Consider the following 23,265-nt stretch of genomic DNA (forward strand, 5'->3'; position numbering starts at 1 on the left):
AGCCTCGCTGCTCGCCGGCAGCATAGGCGGCAAAGTCTGCCTAAGGATTCAAGTAGGCGCGTATACGGCTCTTTAGCCCCGGCGCAGCGGCCGAGCGCACCAGGCTGGCGAGGTCAGCGTCGCTCTCGCTGCCACCCAGCACTGCGTGCAGCTGCTGACGTGCACTGGCGCTGAGCTCACGCGCACTGACATGCGCAGCAGCCGCTACCGCGTCCCATTCGCCTATCTCGGCCAACGACGTGGCAAATCCCATTTGCAGCGCGGACTCGGCATTAAAGGTACGAGTATGAATCAGCACGTCATGCGCAGTCTGTGCACCCACCACGGCCGCAAAGCGGCGCGTGCCCAGCACCAGGCCGAACTTCAGCCCAGGCATACGAAAGCTCGCATCCGGTGTCGCCACGCGCAACCGGCAGGCACCGAACAGATCCACGCCAGCGCCAAAATTTCTGCCATGAGCCAGCGCCAGAGTGAGCGCAGTCGACGCCGCTACTTTCTGCAGCAGCTGTTCCAGGCGTACAAATCGCAGCAGCAAATCGCCTTCGCTCTGTTCCTCATAACCGCCAAAATCGAAGCCCGCACTGAAATTCTTGCCGTTACCCTGAAACACGATGGCTTCACTGTGCCGGGCATGCGCCTCATCAACTGCGTCGATGAGGCCCTCGACCAATTCGGCCGACAATGCGTTCATCTTTTCGGGTCGTTGCAATGTGATGCGGCACAGGCCATCCTGATATTTCACATCGACGAGCGCGCTCATGGCGACACCTTGTCCGCATTACGCAACGTGCCCAGAATTTCCTCGGTGTGTTCTCCCAGGCTGGGCGGACGCATGCGGATAGGCGCGCTAGCGCCGCCAATGCGCACGGGCGCGCCGAATGTCTTGGTCTGCACGCCGTTGGGTAGCTCCAGCGGGCGCACCCATTCCATGTGCTCGACCTGAGGATCGGTCAGTACCTCTGAGTAGCTGTTGATCGGCGCGCACGGCACGCCGCGCGCGCGGAACTTCTGCAGCCAATTGGCACCGTCGTCCTGCACGAAGAGCGCCTCGAGGAATTCGCGCAACTCGTCCTGGTTGCGTGCACGCAGCGTGGTGCTGGCGTAACGCGGATCCTCGACGAGTTCGGGATGACCGATGATCTCGCACACCGACCGCCATAGCGCATTGTTGCCGGCGGCCATTCCGAAATATCCGTCACGGCAGCGAAATGCCTGGTACGGCGCATTGCGCGGATGCGCAGAGCCGAGTTTCTGCGGGTCTTTACCGCTGCCGAAATATTCCGAGGTCTGCAGCGCAGCAATGCCGAGCGTAACGCCAAGCATGGCGACATCCAGATGCGTGCCCTTTCCGGTACTTTCTGCCACACGCAGCGCAGCCGAGATCGACGTCGCTGCATACAGGCCAGCCGTGAAATCCGCCAGCGGCACGCCGCATTTCACGGGTGCACCGCCCTGCTCGCCCGTCACACTCATGATGCCGCTCATGGCCTGAATGGTGAGATCAAAGCCGCCCTCTTGCGAACGCGGCCCGGTCTGGCCATAGGCAGAGATCGAGCAATAGATGAGACGTGGATTACGAGCCGCCAGCGCCTCGTAGCCCAGGCCGAGGCGCTCCATCACGCCAGGGCGGTTGTTTTCCAACAGCACATCCGCATCGTCGATCAACCGGCGCGCGAGTTCGACATCGCCTGCGTCCTTGAGGTTGAGAGTGACCGAGCGCTTGTTGCGATTCAACGATGCGAAGTTTTCGCTATATCCATCACTGAGGGGCGGCCACGACCTGAGCGTGTCGCCGCCTTCGGGATGTTCGATTTTGATGACATCGGCCCCCATATCCGCGAGCAGCATGCCGCAGAACGGTCCTGCGGCCACGTTGCACACCTCGATGACACGCACACCGGCCAATGCTTGCTTGTGATCCATGTTGCCTCTTCGTTTTTTAAATCCTGATTTTCATACATCGAATCCCATAAAACCCTGGGGTGGTCGATCAATGCTTGACCAGAATAGCATCACATGCGATTCTTGTTAAGCCAAATTTGGGATTTATATCCTATATATTGGGAAACATAGAAAGGCACATAACTTTGCGCCATAAGAAACACATCGGAGACAAACCACCATGGTCAAGACCCTGTTGCTATTGCTCGCCGCTGCCATCAGCGGCCCACTGATGCCCGCCGCCCACGCGGCCGAATGGCCCGATCGCCCTATTCGAATGGTCGTCCCCTACCCGCCCGGCGGTGCCACCGATGTCGCTGCGCGCCTCTACGCGCAGCACATGGGCGATTTCCTCAAGCAGACCGTCGTCGTGGAAAACAAAGCCGGCGCGGGTGGCGAGGTAGGCGCCGAGGCCGTCGCGCGCGCCACGCCCGATGGTTACACCGTGCTCATGGGCGCGCTGGGCAGCCTCGCGATCAACGCCTCGCTGCTCGACAAACAGAACTACAGTTTCGTAAAGGATTTCAAGGGAGTCTCTGTTGCCATCACCATGCCGATGGCACTGGCGGTGAACACCAGCGTGCCGGCCAATTCCGTGCAGGAGCTGATCGCCCTGGCTAAATCGCGCCCCGGCAAACTGTCGATCGGTTCGGCCGGCAACGGCAGCTCGCAGCACATGGCCGGTGAATTATTCAAACAAATCACCGGCACCGACATCCTGCACGTTCCCTATCGCGGCAGCGGCCCGGCCGTCACCGACCTGCTCGGCGGCCAGATCGATATGGTGATCGACACGCTGCCTGCGTTGATGCCCCAGTTGGCCAGCGGCAAGATTCGCATTCTCGGTGTCACCACCGCTGAACGCGCCCCAGCCCTGCCCGACGTCAAAACGCTCGCCGAACAAGGTGTCCAGGGCTATGCAGTTGCCACGACCTATGCCCTGCTGGCCCCGACCGGCACGCCGCCTCAAGCCATCGAAAAAATGTCCATGGCCATGCAGAAAGCCGGTGCACTGCCTGAACTGCGCGAAGGCGCTGCCAAACTAGGAGCGAAAGCAACGCCCACATCACCTGCCGAGACTGACAAGGTGGTATCTGGCGAATTGAAAAAATGGGCAGCCGTTGTGAACCGTTCGGCCACCCGCACTGCCAAGAAATGATTGACCAGCCAGGTCACCCCGGCTCAAATCAAATCCGGCGCGAGAAAGGAAACGCCCGCCATGCGCGCACCTGCGACCTCGCACAAGCAACGCTATGGCAATGGTAAGGTTCTATCTACGCCAATTGGCGCATCGCCGAGTTCCGATCAATCACCTCTCGCGTTGGATTCATGGAATATCTATATCAATTGCTCACGCTGTCCGGCATCGTGCTACTGGCTTGCATCAGCCCCGGCCCGGACTTCGTCGCCGTCACGTCGAATGCCTTGAACGACCGTCGATCAGGTGTGTTCGTTGGCCTGGGCATCGCGTGCGCAGTCGTCGTCTGGGCAGCCCTGGCCATCCTAGGGTTTGGGTTGCTTATCAAGGAGCTGTTCTGGCTGTATGAAGCCATCCGCCTGGCAGGCGCGGCTTACCTGATCTATCTCGGCACGCGGATGCTGATAGCCTCGTTCAAAGCCAGGAACGGCGAGCCACGTGTGGATGATGTGCCTCGAATTGGGGCGTTGCAAGCATGGCGCCAGGGCTTCTTGGTCGGCATCACGAATCCAAAGACGGCGACTTTCTTTGCCACTCTGTTCGTGACCGTACTACCGGTCGGCGCCCCCACATGGGTGTATGTCAGCGTGGTTGCGCTGGTCGGTTTGATAACGGCCGGGTGGCTGGGATTGCTCGCCACATTCTTTTCCGTGGGACGGGTGCGATCAATCTATGCACGCGTGAGCCGCGTAGTCGATGCAGTAATGGGTGCGGCGCTTGTGGGCCTGGGGATTCGGTTGGCCAGCAGTCGTTAGCCAGCGACACACTATCAAACCGGGCACTTCACACTACCCAGGTACCGCTGGCGCGCGTTTATCTCCTATCAATCCACGAAATCGGTGGCTTCCGACGAGCCCTTCCACGCGTTCAGGTCTTTTTGGACTGCAGAGGATTTGGCGGCAGCCAGTTCATTGGCAATTTTCCCGGCAAACAAATGCAGCGGCGGCGCCTCGACGCTGGCTGCCTGAATAATCAGCAAAGCGAGTTTGTCCGGATCTCCGGCCTGATGGCCATGCAGCGTGTCCAGATGCAGATCTAGCGAGGCCTTGGCTTCGGCATAATCGTCGATCTGCCGCTTGGCCACGGCTAATGCGCCGCTGGACAGAAAATCGGTGCGTACAGGTCCGGGATAAACCACCGTGGCGTGAACGCCTAGTTCCGCAACCTCTGCAGCCAGCGATTCAGTCAACCCGGCAAGCGCAAACTTGCTCGCCACATAACTGCCCCAGCCGGCATAGCCACCCTGATAACCCACGATGGATGCGATATTGATGATGTGTCCGCTGCGTTGCGCGCGCAGATGTGCCAGCGCGTGCCGCAGCACGAGCACCGGCGCGAAGAAATTAACTTCGAAGTTCTGACGTAGTTCTTGGTCCGACAGGGCTTCGATCGTGCCTTGCTGCGCATAACCCGCGTTGTTGACGATCACATCGATGCCGCCGAATGTTTGCACGGTCTGCGTAATTGCCTGTTCGACACTTCGATCGTTAGTGAGGTCTGCTTCGAGCGGCAGGAAATTGTCGGATGGCTGTCCGAACGCTTTCGTCAATGCAGTTGCGGTGCGCGATGTTGCGGCCACACGATGGCCTTGATCAAGCAGATGTTTGACGAGTTTTTGGCCGACGCCCTTCGATGCGCCGGTGACGAACCAGATACGGGATGTTGATTTCATAATGATGGCCTCGATCAGGATGTGTTGTGATGGTGGGATAGCAGCGATGTAGACACCGTGTCAGGGCAACGCAATACTCAAATGCGCGTGAGCCATGACACGGGCGAGCCGGGAAAGCACTCAATACGGACTCGCAGTAGGACGCACCACGATCTCGCTGACGTCCACATCGGCCGGTTGCTCCACGGCGTAGGCGATAGCGCGAGCGATAGCATCCGGCGTGATTGCGATGCGACGAAACGCCTGCATGGCTACACGCGCCGTGTCGTCGGTGATGGTCTCAGCCAATTCGGATTCCACGACGCCCGGGCAGATCACCGTGACGCGGATCTTGTCCGTCTCTTGGCGCAGGCCGTCAGAGATGGCGCGAACGGCGTATTTCGTGGCGCAGTAGACTGCGGCAGTGGGCGATACGGAAAGCCCTCCGATCGAGGAGATGTTGATGATCTGGCCATGGCCCTGCTGCTCCATCGTCGGCAGGACAGCTGCGATACCATGCAACACGCCGCGAATGTTTACATCGATCATCCGATCCCATTCATTCACCTTTAGGGCGTTCAGCGGCGAGAGCGGCATCACGCCTGCATTGTTGATCAGCACATCGATGCGGCCGAACGTCTCGAGTGCGAAACGCGCAAACGCAGCGGCATCCTCCGCCACCGTAACGTCGAGTTCGCGGTATTGGACGATGCCTCCTGCATCCTGCAATGACTTCGTCAACTCGACAAGCCGCTCGGTGCGGCGAGCGCCAATAACGAGTCGATGCCCTTGGGCAGCGAGCAACCGGGCCGCACCCTCGCCAATGCCGCTGCTGGCGCCGGTGATCAGGATGACTTTCGATTCAGTAGAGGGGATTGCCATCTTGCATACTCCTATTTGAGATCGGATCTTTCGGTGTACGCCAGCATTCGATTAGCGCGCACACACCGAACCAGTTTCAGGCCTGCCATGAAGCAATATTCATTCATTGGCCGGTGAAAGAATGGTAGAAAAATCCGTCCCTCAGGCGAATACATGGACCGATGCCATCATTGCCTATTTCTATCGCCCCCGGTAGCGCGCGCGGAATCGCGACGCTAGAATGATCCCCGTCGCAACAACAGGAAAGAACGGTGTCTGACCTCCGCAATCCCGCTTCGACCAAAATGATCCACCTGCTGGAGAAACTCGCCCCCAACGAGGGATACACCCAGTCTGCGCTGGACAACGTGCGGCTGATGCGGTCGGATCGCCCGCTCGGACGCACGCCGGTGTTATATGAACCGAGCATCGTGATCGTTTGCCAGGGTCGCAAATTGGGATTCCTGGGCGATGCGGTGTACACCTACGATGCACAGCACTACCTCGTGCTGTCCGTGCCATTACCATTTTCCACAGAAACCCAAGCCTCGCCAGAGGAGCCTTTGCTTGCGGTATCTATCCGCCTGGATCTGCTGGAACTCAGCGATCTGATTACACAGATCGGCGCCAGCGGCCATCAGGCCGATGCATCACCAATCGGTATTACTTCCACTCGACTGGAGGGCGACCTTGCCGTCGCGACATTACGGTTACTGGATGCTTTGACGAAACCACTGGACGCGCAGATCCTGGGGCCAAGTATCGTGCGAGAGATCTGCTATAGGGTCCTCACGGGCGAGCAAGGCGCGGCAATGCGCGCCGCGCTTGCGCATCACGGCCGATTCGGGCGCGTCGCGCGGGCGCTGAACCGGATTCATACCGATTATGCAAAGCCGCTCAACGTCACTCGTCTCGCTGAAGAAGCCGGCATGAGCGTGCCTGCGTTTCATGCCAATTTTCGCACGGTGACTCAGACATCTCCTATCCAGTACATCAAATCCACCCGCCTGCATCAGGCACGCCTGATGATGATTCGCGATGGTGTGACTGCAGCGGCGGCAGCGGGACGCGTCGGTTACGAGAGCGCGTCCCAGTTCAGCCGTGAGTTCAAGCGCCTGTTCGGGCGAACGCCAGTTGATGAAGTACGTGACATGCGCGAATCGTTTTCGCTCTCGCCGGCAGTGCGCTTTGGGGCTTGACCGATCAACCAGAATGACTGCGAAACTCGACGTTGGACAAAAACTCCAGCAATGAATCCAGATCAATCGGTTTCGCCAGATGCGTGTCAAACCCGGCCTCTAACGAGGCTTGACGATCCTCGGTCTGCCCCCAACCGCTGAATGCGAGGATGGTCATCTGCCTGCCCCATTCCTGCTGACGGATACGGCGGCACGCTTCGTGTCCACTCATCCCAGGCAGTCCGATATCCATCAGGATCACCTCAGGGCGCATTTCTTCGGCAAGTTCGATGGCGCGCGCGCCATCGTATGCGAGGCGCACCTGATGGCCTTCCATCTCCAATAAAACGACCAGCGACTCAACCGCATCTCGATTATCGTCCACCAGCAGAATACGGCGTGAAACGCTCGGACCCGTGACCTTGCATTCCGGCACGGGCGTGTCCTGAGGCGCAGCCACAGGCAGCCGAACCACAAAGGAACTGCCTTTACCCAGGCCACCGCTATACGCCTGCACAGATCCACCGTGCATTTCAACCAATTGTTTAACCAGCATCAGGCCGATGCCCAAGCCACCTTGCGCGCGTTCCAAGGTCCGATCCACCTGAGTGAACATCTCGAATATGTTATCGAGCTGGTCCGGCGGAATCCCCGACCCATTGTCCCGCACGGTGACTTCCACATTGTTGTCTTGTGTGCATGCAATCAATTCAATATCACCACCGGGCGGCGTGTATTTCGCGGCATTCGATAGCAGATTGCTGAACACCTGGGCGAGGCGCACTGAATCGCCCAAAAGGATTGTCGCAGCAGCCGATTGTTCTATCCTCAGCCGATGCCCCAGCCGCTCTATCGTGGGGCGACATGACTCGACGGCTTGCTGCAGCACCTTATCCAAGGTGAGCGTTTCTATGCGGAGCTCCATTTTGCCGCGATTGATCCGGTTTACATCCAGCAGATCGTCAACCAGTCTGACAAGGTGCTTGAGCTGGCGCTCCATGCCCTCGCGCGCCCGTTTCGTAGCGCCGGAATCACGCTCTGCACGTTTCTGGATTTCTACCATGTTGTGCAACGCGGCGAGCGGATTGCGCAGTTCGTGCGCCAAGACGGCCAGAAACTCGTCCTTGTGCTTGCGCTCTTGAATCAGTTCGGACTCCGCCAAATGACGCTCAATGAGTTCCGCCGCCTGCCGTGCCAGGAGGTCGATATAACGCAATGCGTCGGCGGGCGGGCCGCCGCGCTGGCGATAGTGGTTGTTCAACATGCCCAGCAATTGCCCGCTGCGGCTAATGAGAGGCGTGCACTGAATTGAGCGAATGTCATCCCCCTGGATCATCTCGAGCCCCAAAGTACCTTTCAGCTCTATCAACTGATCTACATCCTCCACAACCAACCGCCGGGCCTGCTTGGCCGCCTTCCCGCAGCTCGCCTCCCATCCATCTTGTGCAAAATGCTCTACAAATCGGGCACTCAGACCTTGGTGCACGGCGATCCGCAAGGTCTTCTTGGTTGGATCGAAGATCTGTATGTTTCCCTTGTCCGTCCCCGAGATGTCAGCAGCAGCGGCCAGGATTTTTTTCAGCAACGGCTCGAGCTCACCAGGCCCCACCAGCTCTGCGCTCAGTTCCTGCAACCTGGCAAGTGCTCGTACTTCGTTGCGCAGATGCGCTGCGGCACCGTCGCGCTCCACCACAATGCTAGTAACCAGCGCACCGAACTCTGTCACCCGTTGTTCCCACGCGGTAGGCTCCCTGGCCTCTGAAAAGCAAAGGCAGAAGAATCCGACCGTTTTGCCTCCTGGGCCAAATGTCGGATGCGCGTAATACGCCCGGATATCGTTCTCCAAACAAAGCGCACGCCATGATCTGTCCCATTCCAATGCGCCTTCGACATCGGCACACACCACCGGGCGCCCCTCGTGCACGGCTGTGGCGATAAAGGCCTCGCCAATCGGTAAACCGCGGATCGCTGCGGCAAAACCGGCCGGGAAATGGGATGAGTAACCATCGTCCATCGCAGTGAGCTCTGCATTGGCGAGTAATACGCAAGCGCGCGTGCCAGGAATCAGCCGGCCAGCGGCGAGCGTCAGTGCGTTCAGGCACGTCTTGAGTGACGCCCCCGATGCAACGAGAAGCAGAGCTTGCCGGTGTTCCTCATCCAGGGCTGTGAAACTTTCGAATTTCGATGACACTTGTTTCAATGCGATTCTCAGTAATTCCGGGCATGCGGAATCAATACGATATCATTAGTAAAATTGTTTCACCCTGTCTCACATTGGACCAGACCTGAAGACTGCTGCACATCAGGACTCAGGCCGGCTTGATCACCATCAAAGCAAAGATGGCGAGGAACGCACCGAGCGCCGGGAAACCCAGCACAAACCAGGCTCGGAAGACGCGCTGAAATTCCGCGGATAAGGGCATCCCATTCGTTGCACTGGCCTGAGCGCTATCGCGCATTCGGATCTGCAAGCGCACCACCGGCAGCCAACAGGCAATCGCCACCGCATAGAGCCCCAGCGACCACGCTACCCACGGCGTCGTCAGCGGCAGCTGTGTGCGATGCACCAGATACAGGCCAGTGAGCGGTTGCAGCACCGCAGTTGTCGCCGTGAAGAGCCAGTCAGCCATGACGACAAAGCGCGCCACGCTCGCTACCACCCTCACGTCACCCTGCCTCACGACACAAAGCAGATAGAACGCCGTGCCCACGCCTGTGCCGAACAACACCGTTGACGAGAGAATATGCAGCAGTTTGACCCAAACGTAGTCCATGCTCACCTCTTGCGTGCGTCGTAGAACCAGAGCAGCATCAACGCGGCCAACATTGGCAGGTTTTTCGACATGGGGCCGAAAGGATGCAACCATTGCTCGGGCAAACGCACCGTGATGATAAGCGTGTACCCCAGAATCAACAGGATCTGCGCCAGCCAGAGCCAACGCCGCCCCGGGCCACGCAACGCGAGCGTCAATACACCCAGCAATAGATCCAACGTGGCCGCGCCGTAAAGTGCCATGGGCGCGAGCGCCGCGCTCACACCGACGTCGCGTAACATCGCCAGGCTTTGCTCTGCAGGGTAAAGGCCGAACGACACGATAGCGGTCCATAGCCAGACGAACGCGATGCACAAACGCATCGTCGGCAGCGTCAGTCCCAGCACCGCATGCGAGTGACGTGCTCGGCTGTCATGCTCGCCGATGAACTGATCAGGGGCGCGTGCGGGCCGGCCTAACAGGCGCGCAAAGGGCTGAGGGTCCGCGACGTTGCCTCGTTCCAGCATTGTGAGGCTATCGCGGCTCAATAGTCCGCCGCTCCCACGCTCGCCAATAGGCGCAACTGCCTTACACAAGGCCATCGGCACCGGTATCACATACTGGCGGCCTACGCTGCCTAGTCCGTCGTGCAGCACCTGCAAGTAATCTCGTATGGACAGCCGTGTTGGACCACAAAACGCAATGGTGACAGGCTCGTCGACGGGCGTGTCGATGAGCGACACGATTCCCGCGACCAGGTCGTCGATGTGCACCGGCTGCATAAGTTGCCGTCCACCGGAGGGCAACAGCAGCACGGGCATCAACGCAAGGCGCTCAAACCAGGCGGCACTGGCGCCGCCAGGTCCATAGACTAGCGATGGCTGCACGATAAAGGCAGAACCGGCACGACGGCGCAAGGCCTCATCAGCAGCCGCTTTGGTCCGCAAAAAGGCCGTCTCGGCCTGGATGCTGGCACCCAGGGCGGATATCTGGATCACGCGCGTACCACGCGCCGCCTCGAACAACGCCCGTGGGGCGTGCGTGTGCACGGCTTCGAGTTCCTGGGTATTGGCAGAGAACACGCCCGCGGCGTTAATAACGCAGTCAACACCATGGAGCCAAGGCAGCCAGTCATCGGGGCGCGTCATGCGCGCGAACTGTGCGGGCACGAAGCTTGCTCTGCCAATATCAGTCTTGACAGCCACTCCGCGCACGGGACAGACCACGTCGTGACCGTGCGCGGTCAAGGCCGCCAGGATATGGCGCCCAATGAAGCCCGATGCGCCGGTCAAGAGAATCTTCATGTTTTTCCTCGCGGCAGAGATGGACAGTCCCGCGAGCGTTGTGTCAGCAATCCCCGTTCCCATCATCATAAACGGAGGAGAAACCATGTCGAGTTGGCGAACCTCGCTGGCAGAGGGCCTGCGTGCCGGTACAGCCGCCAGCGTAGTCTCTACTGCGGTGCTGATAGCGGGTGGTCGGGCCCACACCGGGCACGCGTTTTCCGCGACCAATGCCACCAGTCACTGGGTATGGGGCAGACCCGCGCTGTACGTCAATGCGCCGTCCATGCGCCACACCGCAATCGGCTACGTTGTCCATCACGGCGCATCGATATTCTGGGCGGCGTTACATGCCCAGGCGACTGCACACAAGCCCAATGCCGATTCGCTTCGTGCCGTGATGACCAGCGCTATGGTTACGTCTGCCGTCGCCTGCCTGGTCGATTTCTGGCTGACGCCCGCGCGCCTCACGCCGGGTTTCGAGCACAGGCTGCCACGCGCAACGATAGGCGTGGTCTATCTGGCCTTTGGGCTTGCGATGGGCGTTGGTGCGTTGTGCTGGCGACGTAGTGCTAAATACCGCGCTAAGGAAACAGCGCGATAACACGTCCCGGCTACCCGCTTTTAGCGAGTAAGATTGGCTATCTGTCTCGCCACAGGAGGACCACCATGCCGATATTTCAGATTCAGCACTTAGATCATGTCGTCCTCAGAGTCCAGGATATGGCGCGTAGTGTGGACTTTTATACGAAGGTATTGGGCTGTTCCGTCAAGAAGAGGAACGACAAGTACGCCATGATTCATCTGGGTGCGGGCGGGTCCATGATCGATCTGGTCGATGTGCAAGGACCATTAGGTGCCGCAGGCGGCGCAGCCCCGGAAAAAGAGGGGCGTAATGTCGATCACTTTTGTCTGCGAGTTGATCCCTTCGATGAAACCGCCATCCTCGAGCATCTGCAAGCTTTCGGAATCACCGCGGACAAAGCCGTGATGCGATACGGCGCGGAAGGAGACGGACTTTCGATCTATTGCTTCGATCCCGACGGAAACCAAATCGAGTTGAAAGGGCCTGCGGTGTAGAGGGCACGGAGAACCGTTACGGTCCATCCGTCAACTTAACCGCCCCCTATCCAGCAGTTTCTGCCATTTAGCGGTGTCCTCGGATGAATTTCTGCAGATCCTCACGCGAACCACCACCCGCAACCATCCCTGCGTTGTTTACCGCAGCTTGAACGCCTGGCAGGAAAAGCTATCTGAGCACGCGTTCAGCAGCTTGAAAATGAGTTGATCAACCGCCATCAATATGGTTGAGCATCCTCCACAGACCGGGATATTCGGAAACGACCCCAAAATCCGTCGTTCTGAGAGTCGCTTGATAGCCGTGCATGGGGGAAGAATAGTCGTAGGTATTGGGGCCGGTACGGGCGTATTCCTGAGGTAGCTTTTTTACTTTCCAGTCTTCCGTATCCAACCATACAGCGATTGATGACGCAGTCTGTGATTCCGTGAGATTCAAGCGCCGTAATGCATTGGTATTACTGGCCGGCGTGAAGCCTAGGTCAATATCCAACAAGCCTTCAAAAGCCTGGTCATGCAGCCCATTGATAGACCAACGTCTACCGGGGTCCTGACTGATGCTTATCTCTATGTTTTTTTCCCCCACCCAGCCTTTGACCAAAGCCGACTGGCTGCACCAGCGATCATCACAGACCAGGCAATAAGAGAGACTTGCCACATCGCCCTGATGACAAAAAACCGCCGTGCCTTCGATGCTCCAACCGTCAGTGATTTTGCTAATTCGGCAAGCATCATGGCCGCTCTTGTCTAAACATGTCCATAGAGCTGTGTACATAGATCTACTCCACATTTATTACTGGCGCATTCTAGCTTGGAATGAACTGTCGATGATGTCTCCGAGAATATAGAGAACACCTACGACCCATCCTTCAACTTAACCGCCCCACTATCCAGCAGCTTCTGCCATTTAGCCGTGTCCTCAGCGATAAATTTCTGCAGATCGTCGCTCGAGCCGCCTCCTGCGACCATCCCTGCGTTCTTTACCGCAGCTTGAAACGCCTGCGAGCGCACCGTCTGCTGTAATGCCGCATTCAATTGATCGAGCACCGTTGCATCAATGCCGGGCGATGCCGCAACCGAGAACCACTGGCTGGCGTCATAACCCGCAAACCCCGCCGCTGCCACCGTGGGCACATCAGGCAACGCATCCAATCGCACGCTGGTCGTCACTGCATAAGCCTTGAGCTTGCCCGCCTTGATTTGAGGCAGTACCGGCGCCGAGCCCAAAATAGCCAATGGAATCTGCCCGCCCGCGACATCCGAAACGGCCTGCCCGCCTCCCTTATACGGGATGTGCATGATGTGCGTACCGGCATACTGATTAAGCAACTCGCCCGCCAAATGCTGCGACGTGCCGTTACCGGAACTGCCATAGCTCCAACTCTCAGGTCTCTGACGCGCATCCGCCAACACATCGCGCAACGTCGGTAATGCGCGCTGCGATGGCCCCACGATCACCATCGGCCCTTGAGCCATCAGCATCACCGGCGCGAGCTCTTTGCCAATCGCAGGCTGCGGCGTCGGATAAATCAGCGGACCGGGCACCGTGAGCAGATAACCATCGCTAGCCTGGCTGCGCGCCACCTGTTGCAACGCAATCGCGCCCGAGGCACCAGGTTTGTTCTCGACCACCACATTCAAACCGGTGCGGCTGGCGAGATCCTGCGCCGCCACACGTGTGAGCACATCTGCTGTGCCACCCGGCACAAAACCTACCACCCACGTAATCTGTTTGGCAGGCCAAGGCAGCGCGGGCTCTGCCTGGCCAGATAAAGGCATCATCCCAACACAGCCGAGCGTCAGCCACGCGACACCGCTACGAATAGCTAATTTCATGATTTCCCCTTGTGCTTAGCGATGCCCGTCTGTGCGGACCGCTCAGTCCCGGTCGGGCCGACCAGGCGTCGTATTGGGATGCTCGGCGCAGGTTTGGTTAAAAGCCTGCACCATCTTCAGCATAGGACCGAGCACCCAGGTGTTGAATATCAGGATATCGCTTTCTTCCTTGGGATCTTGCTTGAGGTTAAAGAGGTACGGCGACTCGAGTTTGCCCTTGCCCTCGTTGACCTCTGGCTCCCAGTAAAAATGCAGTTTCCAATCGCGCCACTTGAGTGCGCGTAAGTCGTTCTTGATGTAGAACAGGAATCCCTCACGCGCTGAATTCGGCCGCGCGCCGGTGAAAAAGTCAGTTTGATCTACTCCGTCGATGGGCCTATCCTGCGGCACGCTGGCGCCGCCGATATGCGAGAGCGTGGTAAAGAGATCCGTCACGTGCACCATCTCGTTCGACACCTGACCGGGTGCTACCTTTCCAGGCCAGCGGATGATAAAGGGCACACGCAGGCTGCCTTCCATCGCGGTGTGATAGGTGCCGGACCAGGGGCCCGCCGTGCCGCGATAGGGCCTGCGATACTCCGGACCGTTGTCGCTGCAGAAAATAAATACCGTGTTGTCGCGCAGACCGAGTGCATCGACCTCGGCCATGATCTGGCCCACCCGGTGATCCATTTCTACCATAGAGTCAGCGAAATCGCCTGCACCGGTGCGGCCTGCGAAATCCGGGTGGGGCAACGTCGGGAAATGCAGATGCACCAACGGCAGATAGAGAAAAAACGGCCGGCCGTTACTCGCGTGCTCTCGCATGAAAGTCTGAGCATGTTGCACCAGATCCGCATCGATGCCGCGACGGCTATCCAGGTCGTACACCTTTACATTGGTCGAGGGCTCGCCGGAGCGGCCCTCCATGATGTGGGGCAGTTCCGCGACGCTGGGGTCAAAACCAATCGACGATGTGAACTGGCTTTCGTCAGTGGTGCGCGGAATTCCATACCAATGGTCAAAGCCGCGATCAGAAGGATAGCGCCCTGGGATATCACCCAGATGCCATTTGCCGTAATGGGCGGTGGCATAGCCCTGCCCGGACAATTGCTGGGCCAGCGTGATCTCGTCACGTGTCAGCCCTTGCGGTAATCCTGGCGGCACCGATTGCAAGCAGCCGGTCCGGATCGGATGACGGCCGCTCATCAGCGCCGAGCGGGTAGGCACGCAGTCACTCTCTACGTTGAAGTTCTGCAGCAACAGGCCCTCGGTCGCGAGCCGGTCGATATTGGGCGTGGGCGCGCCGCGCAATGCGCCGCCGCCATAGCAGCCGAGTTCGCCCCATCCAAGGTTGTCGGCGACGATCAGAACGATATTAGGGGAATTCGGCATAGGGATAGATCGCAGGGGTATCGGGTATGCCCCAAATTCTAGAATCGCCATCTCGCCGTAATATTCCCAGAAGCAAACCAAAATATAACTTCTGTTCATGAATCTTTCCCTGCGCGACATCGAATATTTTCTGGCCGCCGTAGAGCATGGCCATCTGGAACGCGCGGCGGCGGCCTGCGGGGTGAGTCAGCCCGCGCTGTCCAAATCGCTGCGGCGGTTGGAGTCGGATACTGGGTTGGCGCTGATGCAGCGGCATGGACGCGGCCTGAGACTCACGTCCGAGGGGATGGTGTTTTTGGATCACGCCAAAAAGCTTTGGGCGGAATACCGGGATGCGGTGCGCCATGCGATGGAATTGCGGGTGGGTGAGGCGGGATTGCTGCGTATTGGTGCTACGGGGGCTACCGTTGACAGTGTGGTGATGCCCGCATTGCAGCGGTTGTTGCCACGCCGTCCGGCGTTGCGTATCCAGCTGACACAAGGGCTGTCGGATGATTTGAATGCAGAGGTGGAGAGCGGCAAACTGGATCTCGCGGTGACGCCTATCTATGCAGATGGGCCGGCTACTTTGCGTCACGAAATCATGTTCGATGATCCGCTGTGCGTGGCGGCCGGGCGGAGTCACCCGTTGGCGACGAAATCTCGGCTGGCGCTACGGGAGTTGGAGGGGCAGCGATGGATCTTGCCTCGGCCTAGCTCGGTGGCGCGACAGATGTTGGACGTGCGGTTCGCTGAGGCTGGCTTGGCATTGCCCGCAGGGGCGTTAGAGGTCGAGCATTTTTCCGAGGGGTCGCTGCAACTGTTGGCAGACAGCGGCATGCTGGCGGTGTTGCCGCAAAGTGCTCTGGCCAAGAGTGCAGAGGTGATGCGTTTACCGGTGACGCTGGGACCGCCATTACGACGCAACATTGCGTTGATATCGCGTCGCGGTACTACGTGGTCACCGTTGATGGAGGAGTTTCGAGAGACGATATTGAGAGGTAAAAAACAGTCCTCTTCCCTCTTTCAACCAGATTAAATCTTCGACGAGGATGCGGAGCATTAAGCCTGGTAACGCAAGCGTCCGCTAGCTCGTCAACGTGATGCCGCAGAGCGACGGGGGCCAGCACCATCTAACGATACGTGCACGCCTCACAACATCCGCATAGCGCGAACTATTGATTCAACGCAGCTTTCGCAGCTTCCGCAGGGGTCAGCCCCTCGTAAAACATATCCGTGAACCACTCGGCCTCGTCTTCAATATGCTGCTGGGATTCTTCGCGTGACGCGCCGGCCGCGACGAATAGCTCTTCTACTTCAGTACACCACTGAATCAGTGCGACTTCGTCCGGATCTGGTGCCTCGGGTTTTCGGGCCATGATTTGCTCCTTGATAGATATGCGCATCATACTGCTGCGCCAACCTCAGTGTGTTGGCTTTGCAGCACGCTTGCGGCGCAATTCGACCACCTGCTCTGCGCCAACGGCGCGAGCACGCAGCTGCCCACAGCCGCCCTCCACATCCTGCCCAGCGCTATTCCTTACCTTGGTCAGCACACCACGGCTGTGCAGATAGCGCACGATCTCGCGTATGCGCTCGGAATCGGGGCGCTGGTAGTCGCTCCCTTCGAGACTATTGAAGGGAATGACGTTGAGTACGCCGTATTTGCCCTTGAGCAGACGCACGATTGCATCGAGTTCGTCGTCCCCGTCGTTGATGCCCTTGAGCAGCGTCCATTGATACTGGATCGGATAGTTGGTGTCGCGAGCGTATTTCTCACCAAGTTCGATCAGTTCTTCCGGCGCAATTTTCGGCGCGCGCGGCAACAGGTGTTCGCGCAGTTCGGCCTTGGTCGTGTGCAGCGACAGCGCCAGCGCGGGCTTGATGCGTTGTTGCGGCAGGGCTTCGAACACACGCCGATCGCCTACGGTGGAGAACACGAGATTCTTGTGGCCGATATTGCCTTCGGTGCCGAGCAGTTCGATGGCTTCGAGCACGTTGTCGAGGTTGTGCGCCGGTTCTCCCATGCCCATGAAGACGACTTTCTTCACTGCACGCAAACGTCGCGCCAGCACGACTTGGGCGAGGATTTCCATGCTCGTGACCTGGCGGATCAGGCCGCTCTTGCCAGTCATGCAGAAGCGGCAACCGACCGCGCAGCCTACCTGGGTGGAGACGCAGAGTCCGTCGCGCGGCAATAGCACGCTTTCCACCATCTGCCCGTCGGCGAGCTCGACGAGCAAGCGCGAGCCATCGCTGCCGGGGTGTTCGGAGCGGACGCGGGTGAGGCCGTCCAGTTCTGCCGTCAAAGCGGGCACGGCGTCGCGCAGCGCGAGGGGTAGAAAGTGCTCGGAGCTCCGCCGTCGCGTGCCGATGTCGAGCGCTTGCCCTTTCAGCCAGACGCGCACGACCCGGCCACGGTGAACGGGCAAGGCGCCGAGAGCGGCGAGGCGTTGGTCGAAGTCGGAGAAGCGCATGGGAAGCGGATTTTACTCTGCCCCCAGGAATGGGCTGTCGGAGAGTAGATGGCCTTGTTGATGACCACAGCCCAGAATATGACAGTTTCTGAATTGATCATCCCGCCGACGGAGTGACCACGATCTTGCCCTGTTGGTCTTACATCGCTCGCGGCTCCTTCTTGAACAAGTCCTGGAAAATCAGAGGTCCCCAGATCTTGTTCCGCGCGTGCACAAGTGCGCCCCCCTCTTCGAGCCTCCCAAGATTGACGGGTGCGAAACCGAGCCGCTCGGCGAGGGCTGCCACCGGCGCCACAGCGCCGTCATCGTCGCTCGTCAGAAACACTACTCTTCTGCCACCCTGTACGGCCGGATCTTGGCCTAGGACGGCAGCCACCAGATGGTTGAAGCCCTTCACCAATCTTCCACCCGTGAAAGCCTGCGCGACGACCTTGGAAGAAGGCTGTCCTCCTAGCTCCTCAGGGGACACGCCATAGGTATTAGTCACGTCAATGATGATCTTTCCCTCCCAGCTCGACAGCGCCTTCGCGACATCTGGGTGCGACTCGTAACGGACAGCTAAAAAAATGATGTCCGCCTTGACGGCTTGCGCCAGTGTTTTGGGTAGGATCCCCGGTCCGATCGCGGCAGCAGCGGATGCAAAGCTTTCCGGGTCGCGAGTGGTGGCAACGGATACTTCGATACCGTTTCGGGCAAACGCCCCGGCAAGCGCCCGGCCGATTTCGCCGAAGCCGATAATTGCGTAATTCATATGTTTTCCTTTGGGTGTCACGTCAGATTTGCGCCAGGCCGCCATCGACGGCCACCTCGCTCGCGGTCATGAAGCTGCTGTCCTGCGATGCGAGAAAGGCAGCCACCGCGCCGATCTCCGCCGGATCGGCCATACGCTTGAGCGGATTGAGCGAGGCAAATATGTTCATGCCTTCCTCACCTATCGCTTGCACTGCGAGTTCCGTCGCCGTCGGTCCGGGCGACAGCACGTTCACCCGAATACCGGTGCCCTTGAGGTCCTCTGCCCAGGACCGCGCGAGGTTGCGCACGGCCGCCTTGCTCGCGCTATAGGCACTAAATGCAGGGGCACCCGTCGTGCCGGCGCTCGATCCCGTCAAAACTATCGAACCGCCATGGCTCATCAAAGGCAGCGCCTTCTGAACCGTAAAAATTAAACCCTTCACGTTGGTGTCGAAGATGTCGTCAAGGTGCTCGGCGGTGATCTCGCCAAGCGGAAGCTGGCTCCCCGCCCCGGCATTGGCGAAAACAATGTCGACCGTTCCGCGCTCGGCCTTCACCGCCGCGTAGAGTCGATCGAGGTCGGCCAGCTCGGAGACTGAACCGTTTATCGCACGAGCATTGGACCCGAGTTCGGCCAACGCGGCGTCGAGCGCTGCCTGCCGGCGGCCAAAAATGAAGACAAAGGCGCCCTCCTCAATGAAACGCTTTGCCGCGGCGCGACCGATGCCGGTAGCGCCACCGGTGATCACGGCGGTCTTTCCACTCAATCTGTTCATGATATGTCGCCGAAGCCGGCGTCCTAAGTTGAATTAGAAGGCAGTCTAGCCCCCTTTACATATCTACATAATTGACTAAAAATCGCTTAATTAAATCTATTTTTTAGATAAATATGCTCGACAATGTCACCATCAATCAATTGCGTGCGTTCGTTGCGGTATGCGACCAGGGAAGCTTTTCGGCTGCGGCGCAGAAACTCAGGCGTGCGCAGTCAGCCATCAGCCATGCAATCAAGGCGCTAGAAAGCGCATTTGATGTCGAGTTGTTCGAGCGAAACACGCGAAAGGCGCAGCTCACTGCAGCGGGGCACAGCCTCTTGCCGGACGCACGGGCAGTGATCTCGCGTACGGAAGAGATGAAGAATCGCGCCAGTTCGATCGCCAGAGCCGGGGCACCCCAGGTTTCAATTGCGATCGACGCTTACTTCCCACGCGCCCAACTCATTGAATGCTTGCGGACACTGCAAGCGGAGTTCCCTACCGCCGTGATCGACCTGCGAATCACGACCATGCAAGGCGGTGAGAACTTGGTGCTCGAAAGGGTGTGTGCCCTGGCGGTCACGATACACAACGTGCCGGAAGTAAACCCGGATGCCATCGAACGCCATTGGCTATGTGAAACGGAGATGGTGACCCTATGCGCGCCATCCCATCCACTCGCTTCGGCACCCAAATCCATCCCAATGGATGAGTTCAGTAGGCATGTTCAGGTTATCGTGACAGACAACCAGCCTGGAGCGGAAAAGACCCAACAAGGCGTCGCCGGCAAGCGCCAATGGCTAGTCAATGACCTAGGTGCCAAGCGTGATCTGCTCAGCGCCGGTCTTGGCTGGGGGCACTTGCCACGGCACCTCGTTGAGGAGGACTTGGCCAGCGGACGGCTCGTCGAACTCGAACGCCGCGCCTGGCACCTCGGTTCGCTCACGTTCATGATCTCGCAGCGGCGGGGGTATGACCTCTCCCCCTGCGATTTGCGAATGGTCGAGCTTCTTGGCAAACCTCGGCGCGTCCCAAAGAAGGCCGGGCGGCGCTCCGTCTCAGTTAAAGGCGCAATGCCTAAAGGTCCCTTGCGTGAGACGCGGTCTGTATAACTTATGCTTTATGGAAAAACGTCCGCAAAGCAGATCAACGGCCCTCTGCTTTCGGGGACGAGCTATGTCCACTCAGGGCCATAGGAAAGAAAAGCGTTTCGTCCCTCAACGTTGGTCACCTCCAGCCTGAGTGCCCTGCTCCAGCGCCTCTGCGAACTTGCGCATCAGACGCACCAAGTCCGTGATGTCTTCTGCAGTCCAGTCCTGAAAGATCTCCCGTGCCAGACGCTCGCGGGCCTGGTCGAGCCGGTCAGTCACGGCCTTGCCTTTCGGAGACACCACCACTTCGCGCATGCGGCGATCTCCGGAATTCTCATGCCGCTTCACCATCTCCATGCGTTCGAGCTTGGAGAGCTGCCGGCTGATGGTCGTGTAATCCCTGCCCAGCCGATCTGCCAGGTCCACCACGCCAATCGGGCCCACCCGCTCGATCACCACCAAGAGGCGAAAAAGCGCTTGGTCCAACTGCACGCCGGCGTCCGCGATCAGCCGTTCGTCGTTTCGCGGGCGGTTCATCACGCTCACGATCGAGATCAAAGACCGATGGAGATCCTTCAGCTGCGCCGAGATATGTGTATCTTGCACTTTCTTTTTAATGGTCATAAACTGCCCTCCTAATATGTGCATTTTACACATACATTGGAGAAATGATATGCGTGAACCTGTCGATGTCCTGATCTGCGGCGCGGGTGCTGCTGGCCTGACCCTGGCAATAGAACTGGCGCGGCGCGGCGTGCGCTTTGCCCTCATCGAAAAACTCGCCTCCCCTTTTTTGGGCTCGCGCGGCAAAGGGATTCAACCGCGCACCCAGGAGGTCTTTGAAGACCTGGGAATCCTGGACCGAGCCATGGCCGCGGGTGGGATCTACCCCACGATTCGCAAATACGCGAATGACGGCAGTCATGTGGATCAGGAAATGACGAGTGCTGCTGACCCTACGCCTGCCGAGCCCTATCCGCTGCCGTTGATGGTGCCGCAGTTCAAGACCGAAGCGGTCATGCGAGAGCGCCTGGTCGAACTGGGCCACGCGCCGGAATTTGGTGTCGAATTGGCCGGAATGGTGGTCAGCGCCGACGGAATAGAAGCCCAGCTCGTCACCCCCGAGGGCGAGCAGACTCTCCACGCCCGCTATCTGGTGGGCGCCGACGGCGGACGCAGCTTGGTGCGCCACCTCCTGGGGATTGGCTTTCCGGGCAAGACCTTGGGCGTGCGAGCCATCGTGGCCGATGTCGTGCTGGAAGGGCTGTCACGCAATGTATGGCACCAGTTTAATGGCGGGGACGCAGGCCCCCTGGCCATCTGCCCGCTCGCAGGTACCGATCTTTTCCAGATCCAGGCGCCCGTTCCCCTCGAGGGCGACATCGATCTCTCTGCGGCTGCGCTGACCGAACGCGTCGCCCTGCACACAAAGCGCACGGACGTCACGGTTCATTCGGTTGCCTGGTCGTCCACCTACAACATGAATGCCAGGCTCGCCGATCGTTACCGGGATGGCCCCGTCTTTCTAGTCGGTGATGCGGCGCATGTCCATCCTCCCACCGGTGGACAAGGCCTCAACACCAGCGTGCAGGACGCCTATAACCTGGGCTGGAAGCTGGCGGCGGTACTTGCCGGTGCGCCGGAGGCCCTCCTGGAGACGTACGAAGCCGAACGCCGGCCCGTGGCTGCGGACGTACTCGGACTATCCACACGGCTGCTTGCTGGTTTCAAGACCGGGGACAACAGGCGGACTCGTGAAGTCCAGCAACTAGACATCGGCTATCCCACCTCGCCGTTATCGCTCCCGTCGCAAGCCACGAGCAGCCTTACCCCCGGCAGTCGTGCGCCCGATGCCATTGTGCGTGGCGCAGGCGGCAGCCCAACGCGCCTGTTCAACCTGTTCAAGGGCACGCACTGGACCCTGCTGGTCAACGGCCCCTCGACCTTTCCGCCACGCGCTGGCTTGCACATCCACAGCATCGGACCCGGCATGGAGATCGAAGATAACTTGGGCCAGTTCGCCAGGTTCTACGACCTCGGTGAAGGCGCCGCCGCGCTGGTCAGGCCAGATGGCTATTTGGCGGGAGTCTTTCACAAGGATCAGGAGACAGTGCTGCGAGAGCACCTGGACCGGTATTGCTGCATTCAGGATCGCGTTCTTCGATGAGTCAATCACCTTGACCACAGGGAGGTATAACTTTGGTCCTCGTTAGTGGAGAATGGCTAGCCACGTTAAAGTCCTCGTAAGAGGCTGAGGCCTTCCCCGCCACTACACATCGCAGGCAGCATCTTGCATTGGGATCACCTCTTCGAGCGGAACAAATCCTTTCATTGCGCCGCTGCCGATCGCCGGCTTGCCGTCTTCTACCGCCAACGCAAAGCGAAACGCAGGATCAGCCTCAATGCGTTGGCGCAGCGCCAGAATGCGTGGATAGTCTCGCGGCTCGATCGCCTGATGAAAGTCCGCCCAGCGTGCTACACCGGCGAACACCGCATCCGCCAGCGTCGGCTTGTTGCCTAACAGATAGTCAGTGTCCCCTATCATCGCCTCTAGCTGTTCATGCCGTAGAGCAACGAAGCTGCGGCCAAACTTGCGCAGGGTTTCCCGCTCGCCTTCGGTGGCGTCCTGCGCTTCCAGTGCAACCCACATGGGATAAAAGGCGCCGGTGAAACTGGTGTTGAGGAAAGCGAGATACTGATGCAGCCGGTCGGCATGCGGTGTGCCGGGTTCGAAACTGATGCGGCGCTCGGTATCCCGCGCCTCCAGCCACAGGGCGATCGCCATCGTCTCGGTGACGACCTGGCTTTGTTGTGTGATCAGTACAGGAGTTTCCACCCTGCCGTTCAAGCGTTTGTAGGCGTCAGTGCGCATCTCGCCCAGCATGTCCACCCGGGTAATGCGATAAGGCTGGCCGAGCCATTCGAAGGCCGCGACGAGCCCGGCCGAGCTGCCGAGGGGGAAACCGGCGATAAAGATCGGTTCAGATATGGGATTCATTTCATTTCTCCGTTGTCGATGCTAGGGAATATACATACGTGGACGTTGACGCAAAAGATGGGTAAATTGCGACTCAATGTC

24 protein-coding genes are annotated in these 23,265 nt (G+C 59.1%); 8 read left to right on the forward strand and 16 right to left on the reverse strand.

Features of this window, described 5'->3' with window-relative positions:
- Nucleotides 1-40: 40 nt before the first annotated feature.
- A complete protein-coding gene (locus ACNA0I_RS07590) occupies nt 41-760 on the reverse strand; it encodes an enoyl-CoA hydratase/isomerase family protein (RefSeq protein ID WP_415805468.1) in 720 nt (239 codons plus the stop codon).
- Nucleotides 757-1,923 carry a CaiB/BaiF CoA transferase family protein gene (locus ACNA0I_RS07595; RefSeq protein WP_415805469.1) on the reverse strand — a complete coding sequence of 389 codons (1,167 nt, stop codon included), beginning with the start codon at nt 1,921-1,923 and terminating at the stop codon, nt 757-759. Before ACNA0I_RS07595 ends, ACNA0I_RS07590 begins: the two co-directional genes overlap by 4 nt.
- 199 nt (nt 1,924-2,122) lie before the next feature.
- Here ACNA0I_RS07595 and ACNA0I_RS07600 point away from each other — a divergent pair, with 199 nt between their 5' ends.
- Nucleotides 2,123-3,100 (forward strand): Bug family tripartite tricarboxylate transporter substrate binding protein, encoded by a 978-nt coding sequence (locus tag ACNA0I_RS07600; RefSeq protein WP_415805470.1) that lies wholly within the window; start codon nt 2,123-2,125, stop codon nt 3,098-3,100.
- 170 nt (nt 3,101-3,270) lie between these two features.
- The gene (locus ACNA0I_RS07605) at nt 3,271-3,894 is read left to right on the forward strand and encodes a LysE family translocator (protein ID WP_415805471.1); all 624 of its coding nucleotides are present in this window, start codon (nt 3,271-3,273) and stop codon (nt 3,892-3,894) included.
- 68 nt (nt 3,895-3,962) lie between these two features.
- On the opposite strand, the gene ACNA0I_RS07610 is transcribed toward ACNA0I_RS07605, so the two are convergent.
- Together ACNA0I_RS07610 and ACNA0I_RS07615 are read right to left on the reverse strand one after the other, a co-directional pair.
- Entirely contained in the window at nt 3,963-4,811 is an 849-nt protein-coding gene (locus tag ACNA0I_RS07610; RefSeq protein ID WP_415805472.1) for an SDR family oxidoreductase, read from the reverse strand.
- Between the two features lie 120 nt (nt 4,812-4,931).
- Nucleotides 4,932-5,672: an SDR family oxidoreductase gene (locus ACNA0I_RS07615; RefSeq protein WP_415805473.1), complete on the reverse strand. Its 741-nt coding sequence runs from the start codon at nt 5,670-5,672 to the stop codon at nt 4,932-4,934.
- A 284-nt stretch (nt 5,673-5,956) separates the two neighbouring features.
- On the opposite strand from ACNA0I_RS07615, the gene ACNA0I_RS07620 reads away from it, so the two are divergent.
- Nucleotides 5,957-6,850 (forward strand): AraC family transcriptional regulator, encoded by an 894-nt coding sequence (locus ACNA0I_RS07620; protein WP_415805626.1) that lies wholly within the window; start codon nt 5,957-5,959, stop codon nt 6,848-6,850.
- 4 nt (nt 6,851-6,854) lie between these two features.
- Here ACNA0I_RS07620 and ACNA0I_RS07625 read toward each other — a convergent pair whose 3' ends face one another.
- The 3 genes from ACNA0I_RS07625 to ACNA0I_RS07635 form a co-directional block, all read right to left on the reverse strand.
- Nucleotides 6,855-9,020 carry a hybrid sensor histidine kinase/response regulator gene (locus tag ACNA0I_RS07625; protein WP_415805627.1) on the reverse strand — a complete coding sequence of 722 codons (2,166 nt, stop codon included), beginning with the start codon at nt 9,018-9,020 and terminating at the stop codon, nt 6,855-6,857.
- A gap of 118 nt (nt 9,021-9,138) precedes the next feature.
- Nucleotides 9,139-9,603, reverse strand: a complete 465-nt coding sequence (locus ACNA0I_RS07630) for a DUF2269 family protein (RefSeq protein WP_415805474.1) — start codon at nt 9,601-9,603, stop codon at nt 9,139-9,141.
- Nucleotides 9,604-9,605: 2 nt separating this feature from the next.
- Complete coding sequence (locus tag ACNA0I_RS07635) at nt 9,606-10,886, reverse strand: NAD(P)H-binding protein (protein ID WP_415805475.1); 1,281 nt, start codon at nt 10,884-10,886, stop codon at nt 9,606-9,608.
- Nucleotides 10,887-10,971: 85 nt separating this feature from the next.
- Between ACNA0I_RS07635 and ACNA0I_RS07640 the strand changes: the two genes are divergently transcribed.
- On the forward strand, nt 10,972-11,469 hold the full coding sequence (locus ACNA0I_RS07640) for a hypothetical protein (protein WP_415805476.1): 498 nt from the start codon (nt 10,972-10,974) through the stop codon (nt 11,467-11,469).
- 65 nt (nt 11,470-11,534) lie between these two features.
- Entirely contained in the window at nt 11,535-11,945 is a 411-nt protein-coding gene (locus ACNA0I_RS07645) for a VOC family protein (protein ID WP_415805477.1), read from the forward strand.
- Between the two features lie 208 nt (nt 11,946-12,153).
- Here the strand turns inward: ACNA0I_RS07645 and ACNA0I_RS07650 are convergent, their stop codons facing one another.
- From ACNA0I_RS07650 to ACNA0I_RS07660, 3 genes are all read right to left on the reverse strand, one after another.
- Nucleotides 12,154-12,717: a putative glycolipid-binding domain-containing protein gene (locus ACNA0I_RS07650; protein WP_415805478.1), complete on the reverse strand. Its 564-nt coding sequence runs from the start codon at nt 12,715-12,717 to the stop codon at nt 12,154-12,156.
- Between the two features lie 80 nt (nt 12,718-12,797).
- Complete coding sequence (locus tag ACNA0I_RS07655; RefSeq protein WP_415805479.1) at nt 12,798-13,778, reverse strand: Bug family tripartite tricarboxylate transporter substrate binding protein; 981 nt, start codon at nt 13,776-13,778, stop codon at nt 12,798-12,800.
- A gap of 42 nt (nt 13,779-13,820) precedes the next feature.
- Nucleotides 13,821-15,152, reverse strand: a complete 1,332-nt coding sequence (locus ACNA0I_RS07660; protein WP_415805480.1) for an arylsulfatase — start codon at nt 15,150-15,152, stop codon at nt 13,821-13,823.
- Nucleotides 15,153-15,249: 97 nt separating this feature from the next.
- On the opposite strand from ACNA0I_RS07660, the gene ACNA0I_RS07665 reads away from it, so the two are divergent.
- Entirely contained in the window at nt 15,250-16,170 is a 921-nt protein-coding gene (locus tag ACNA0I_RS07665; protein WP_415805481.1) for a LysR family transcriptional regulator, read from the forward strand.
- Between the two features lie 136 nt (nt 16,171-16,306).
- On the opposite strand, the gene ACNA0I_RS07670 is transcribed toward ACNA0I_RS07665, so the two are convergent.
- The 4 genes from ACNA0I_RS07670 to ACNA0I_RS07685 all read right to left on the reverse strand — a co-directional run bounded on the left by ACNA0I_RS07670 (nt 16,307) and on the right by ACNA0I_RS07685 (nt 19,116).
- A complete protein-coding gene (locus ACNA0I_RS07670) occupies nt 16,307-16,510 on the reverse strand; it encodes a hypothetical protein (protein ID WP_094822951.1) in 204 nt (67 codons plus the stop codon).
- A 45-nt stretch (nt 16,511-16,555) separates the two neighbouring features.
- Nucleotides 16,556-17,608, reverse strand: coding sequence for an RNA methyltransferase (locus ACNA0I_RS07675; protein WP_415805482.1), 1,053 nt, complete (start codon nt 17,606-17,608; stop codon nt 16,556-16,558).
- A 139-nt stretch (nt 17,609-17,747) separates the two neighbouring features.
- The gene (locus tag ACNA0I_RS07680; RefSeq protein WP_415805483.1) at nt 17,748-18,359 is read right to left on the reverse strand and encodes an NADPH-dependent F420 reductase; all 612 of its coding nucleotides are present in this window, start codon (nt 18,357-18,359) and stop codon (nt 17,748-17,750) included.
- A 22-nt stretch (nt 18,360-18,381) separates the two neighbouring features.
- Nucleotides 18,382-19,116, reverse strand: a complete 735-nt coding sequence (locus tag ACNA0I_RS07685) for an SDR family NAD(P)-dependent oxidoreductase (RefSeq protein ID WP_415805484.1) — start codon at nt 19,114-19,116, stop codon at nt 18,382-18,384.
- A gap of 113 nt (nt 19,117-19,229) precedes the next feature.
- On the opposite strand from ACNA0I_RS07685, the gene ACNA0I_RS07690 reads away from it, so the two are divergent.
- Complete coding sequence (locus ACNA0I_RS07690; RefSeq protein ID WP_415805485.1) at nt 19,230-20,207, forward strand: LysR family transcriptional regulator; 978 nt, start codon at nt 19,230-19,232, stop codon at nt 20,205-20,207.
- Between the two features lie 105 nt (nt 20,208-20,312).
- Here ACNA0I_RS07690 and ACNA0I_RS07695 read toward each other — a convergent pair whose 3' ends face one another.
- Nucleotides 20,313-20,810, reverse strand: a complete 498-nt coding sequence (locus ACNA0I_RS07695) for a MarR family winged helix-turn-helix transcriptional regulator (RefSeq protein WP_415805486.1) — start codon at nt 20,808-20,810, stop codon at nt 20,313-20,315.
- A 49-nt stretch (nt 20,811-20,859) separates the two neighbouring features.
- On the opposite strand from ACNA0I_RS07695, the gene ACNA0I_RS07700 reads away from it, so the two are divergent.
- The gene (locus tag ACNA0I_RS07700) at nt 20,860-22,353 is read left to right on the forward strand and encodes an FAD-dependent oxidoreductase (protein ID WP_415805487.1); all 1,494 of its coding nucleotides are present in this window, start codon (nt 20,860-20,862) and stop codon (nt 22,351-22,353) included.
- A 102-nt stretch (nt 22,354-22,455) separates the two neighbouring features.
- Here the strand turns inward: ACNA0I_RS07700 and ACNA0I_RS07705 are convergent, their stop codons facing one another.
- Nucleotides 22,456-23,184 (reverse strand): glutathione S-transferase family protein, encoded by a 729-nt coding sequence (locus ACNA0I_RS07705; RefSeq protein ID WP_415805488.1) that lies wholly within the window; start codon nt 23,182-23,184, stop codon nt 22,456-22,458.
- Between the last annotated feature and the right edge of the window lie 81 nt (nt 23,185-23,265).

Origin of the sequence: Bordetella muralis (assembly GCF_965139205.1) — a bacterium.
GTDB classification, from domain to species: Bacteria; Pseudomonadota; Gammaproteobacteria; order Burkholderiales; family Burkholderiaceae_B; genus Bordetella_A; species Bordetella_A muralis.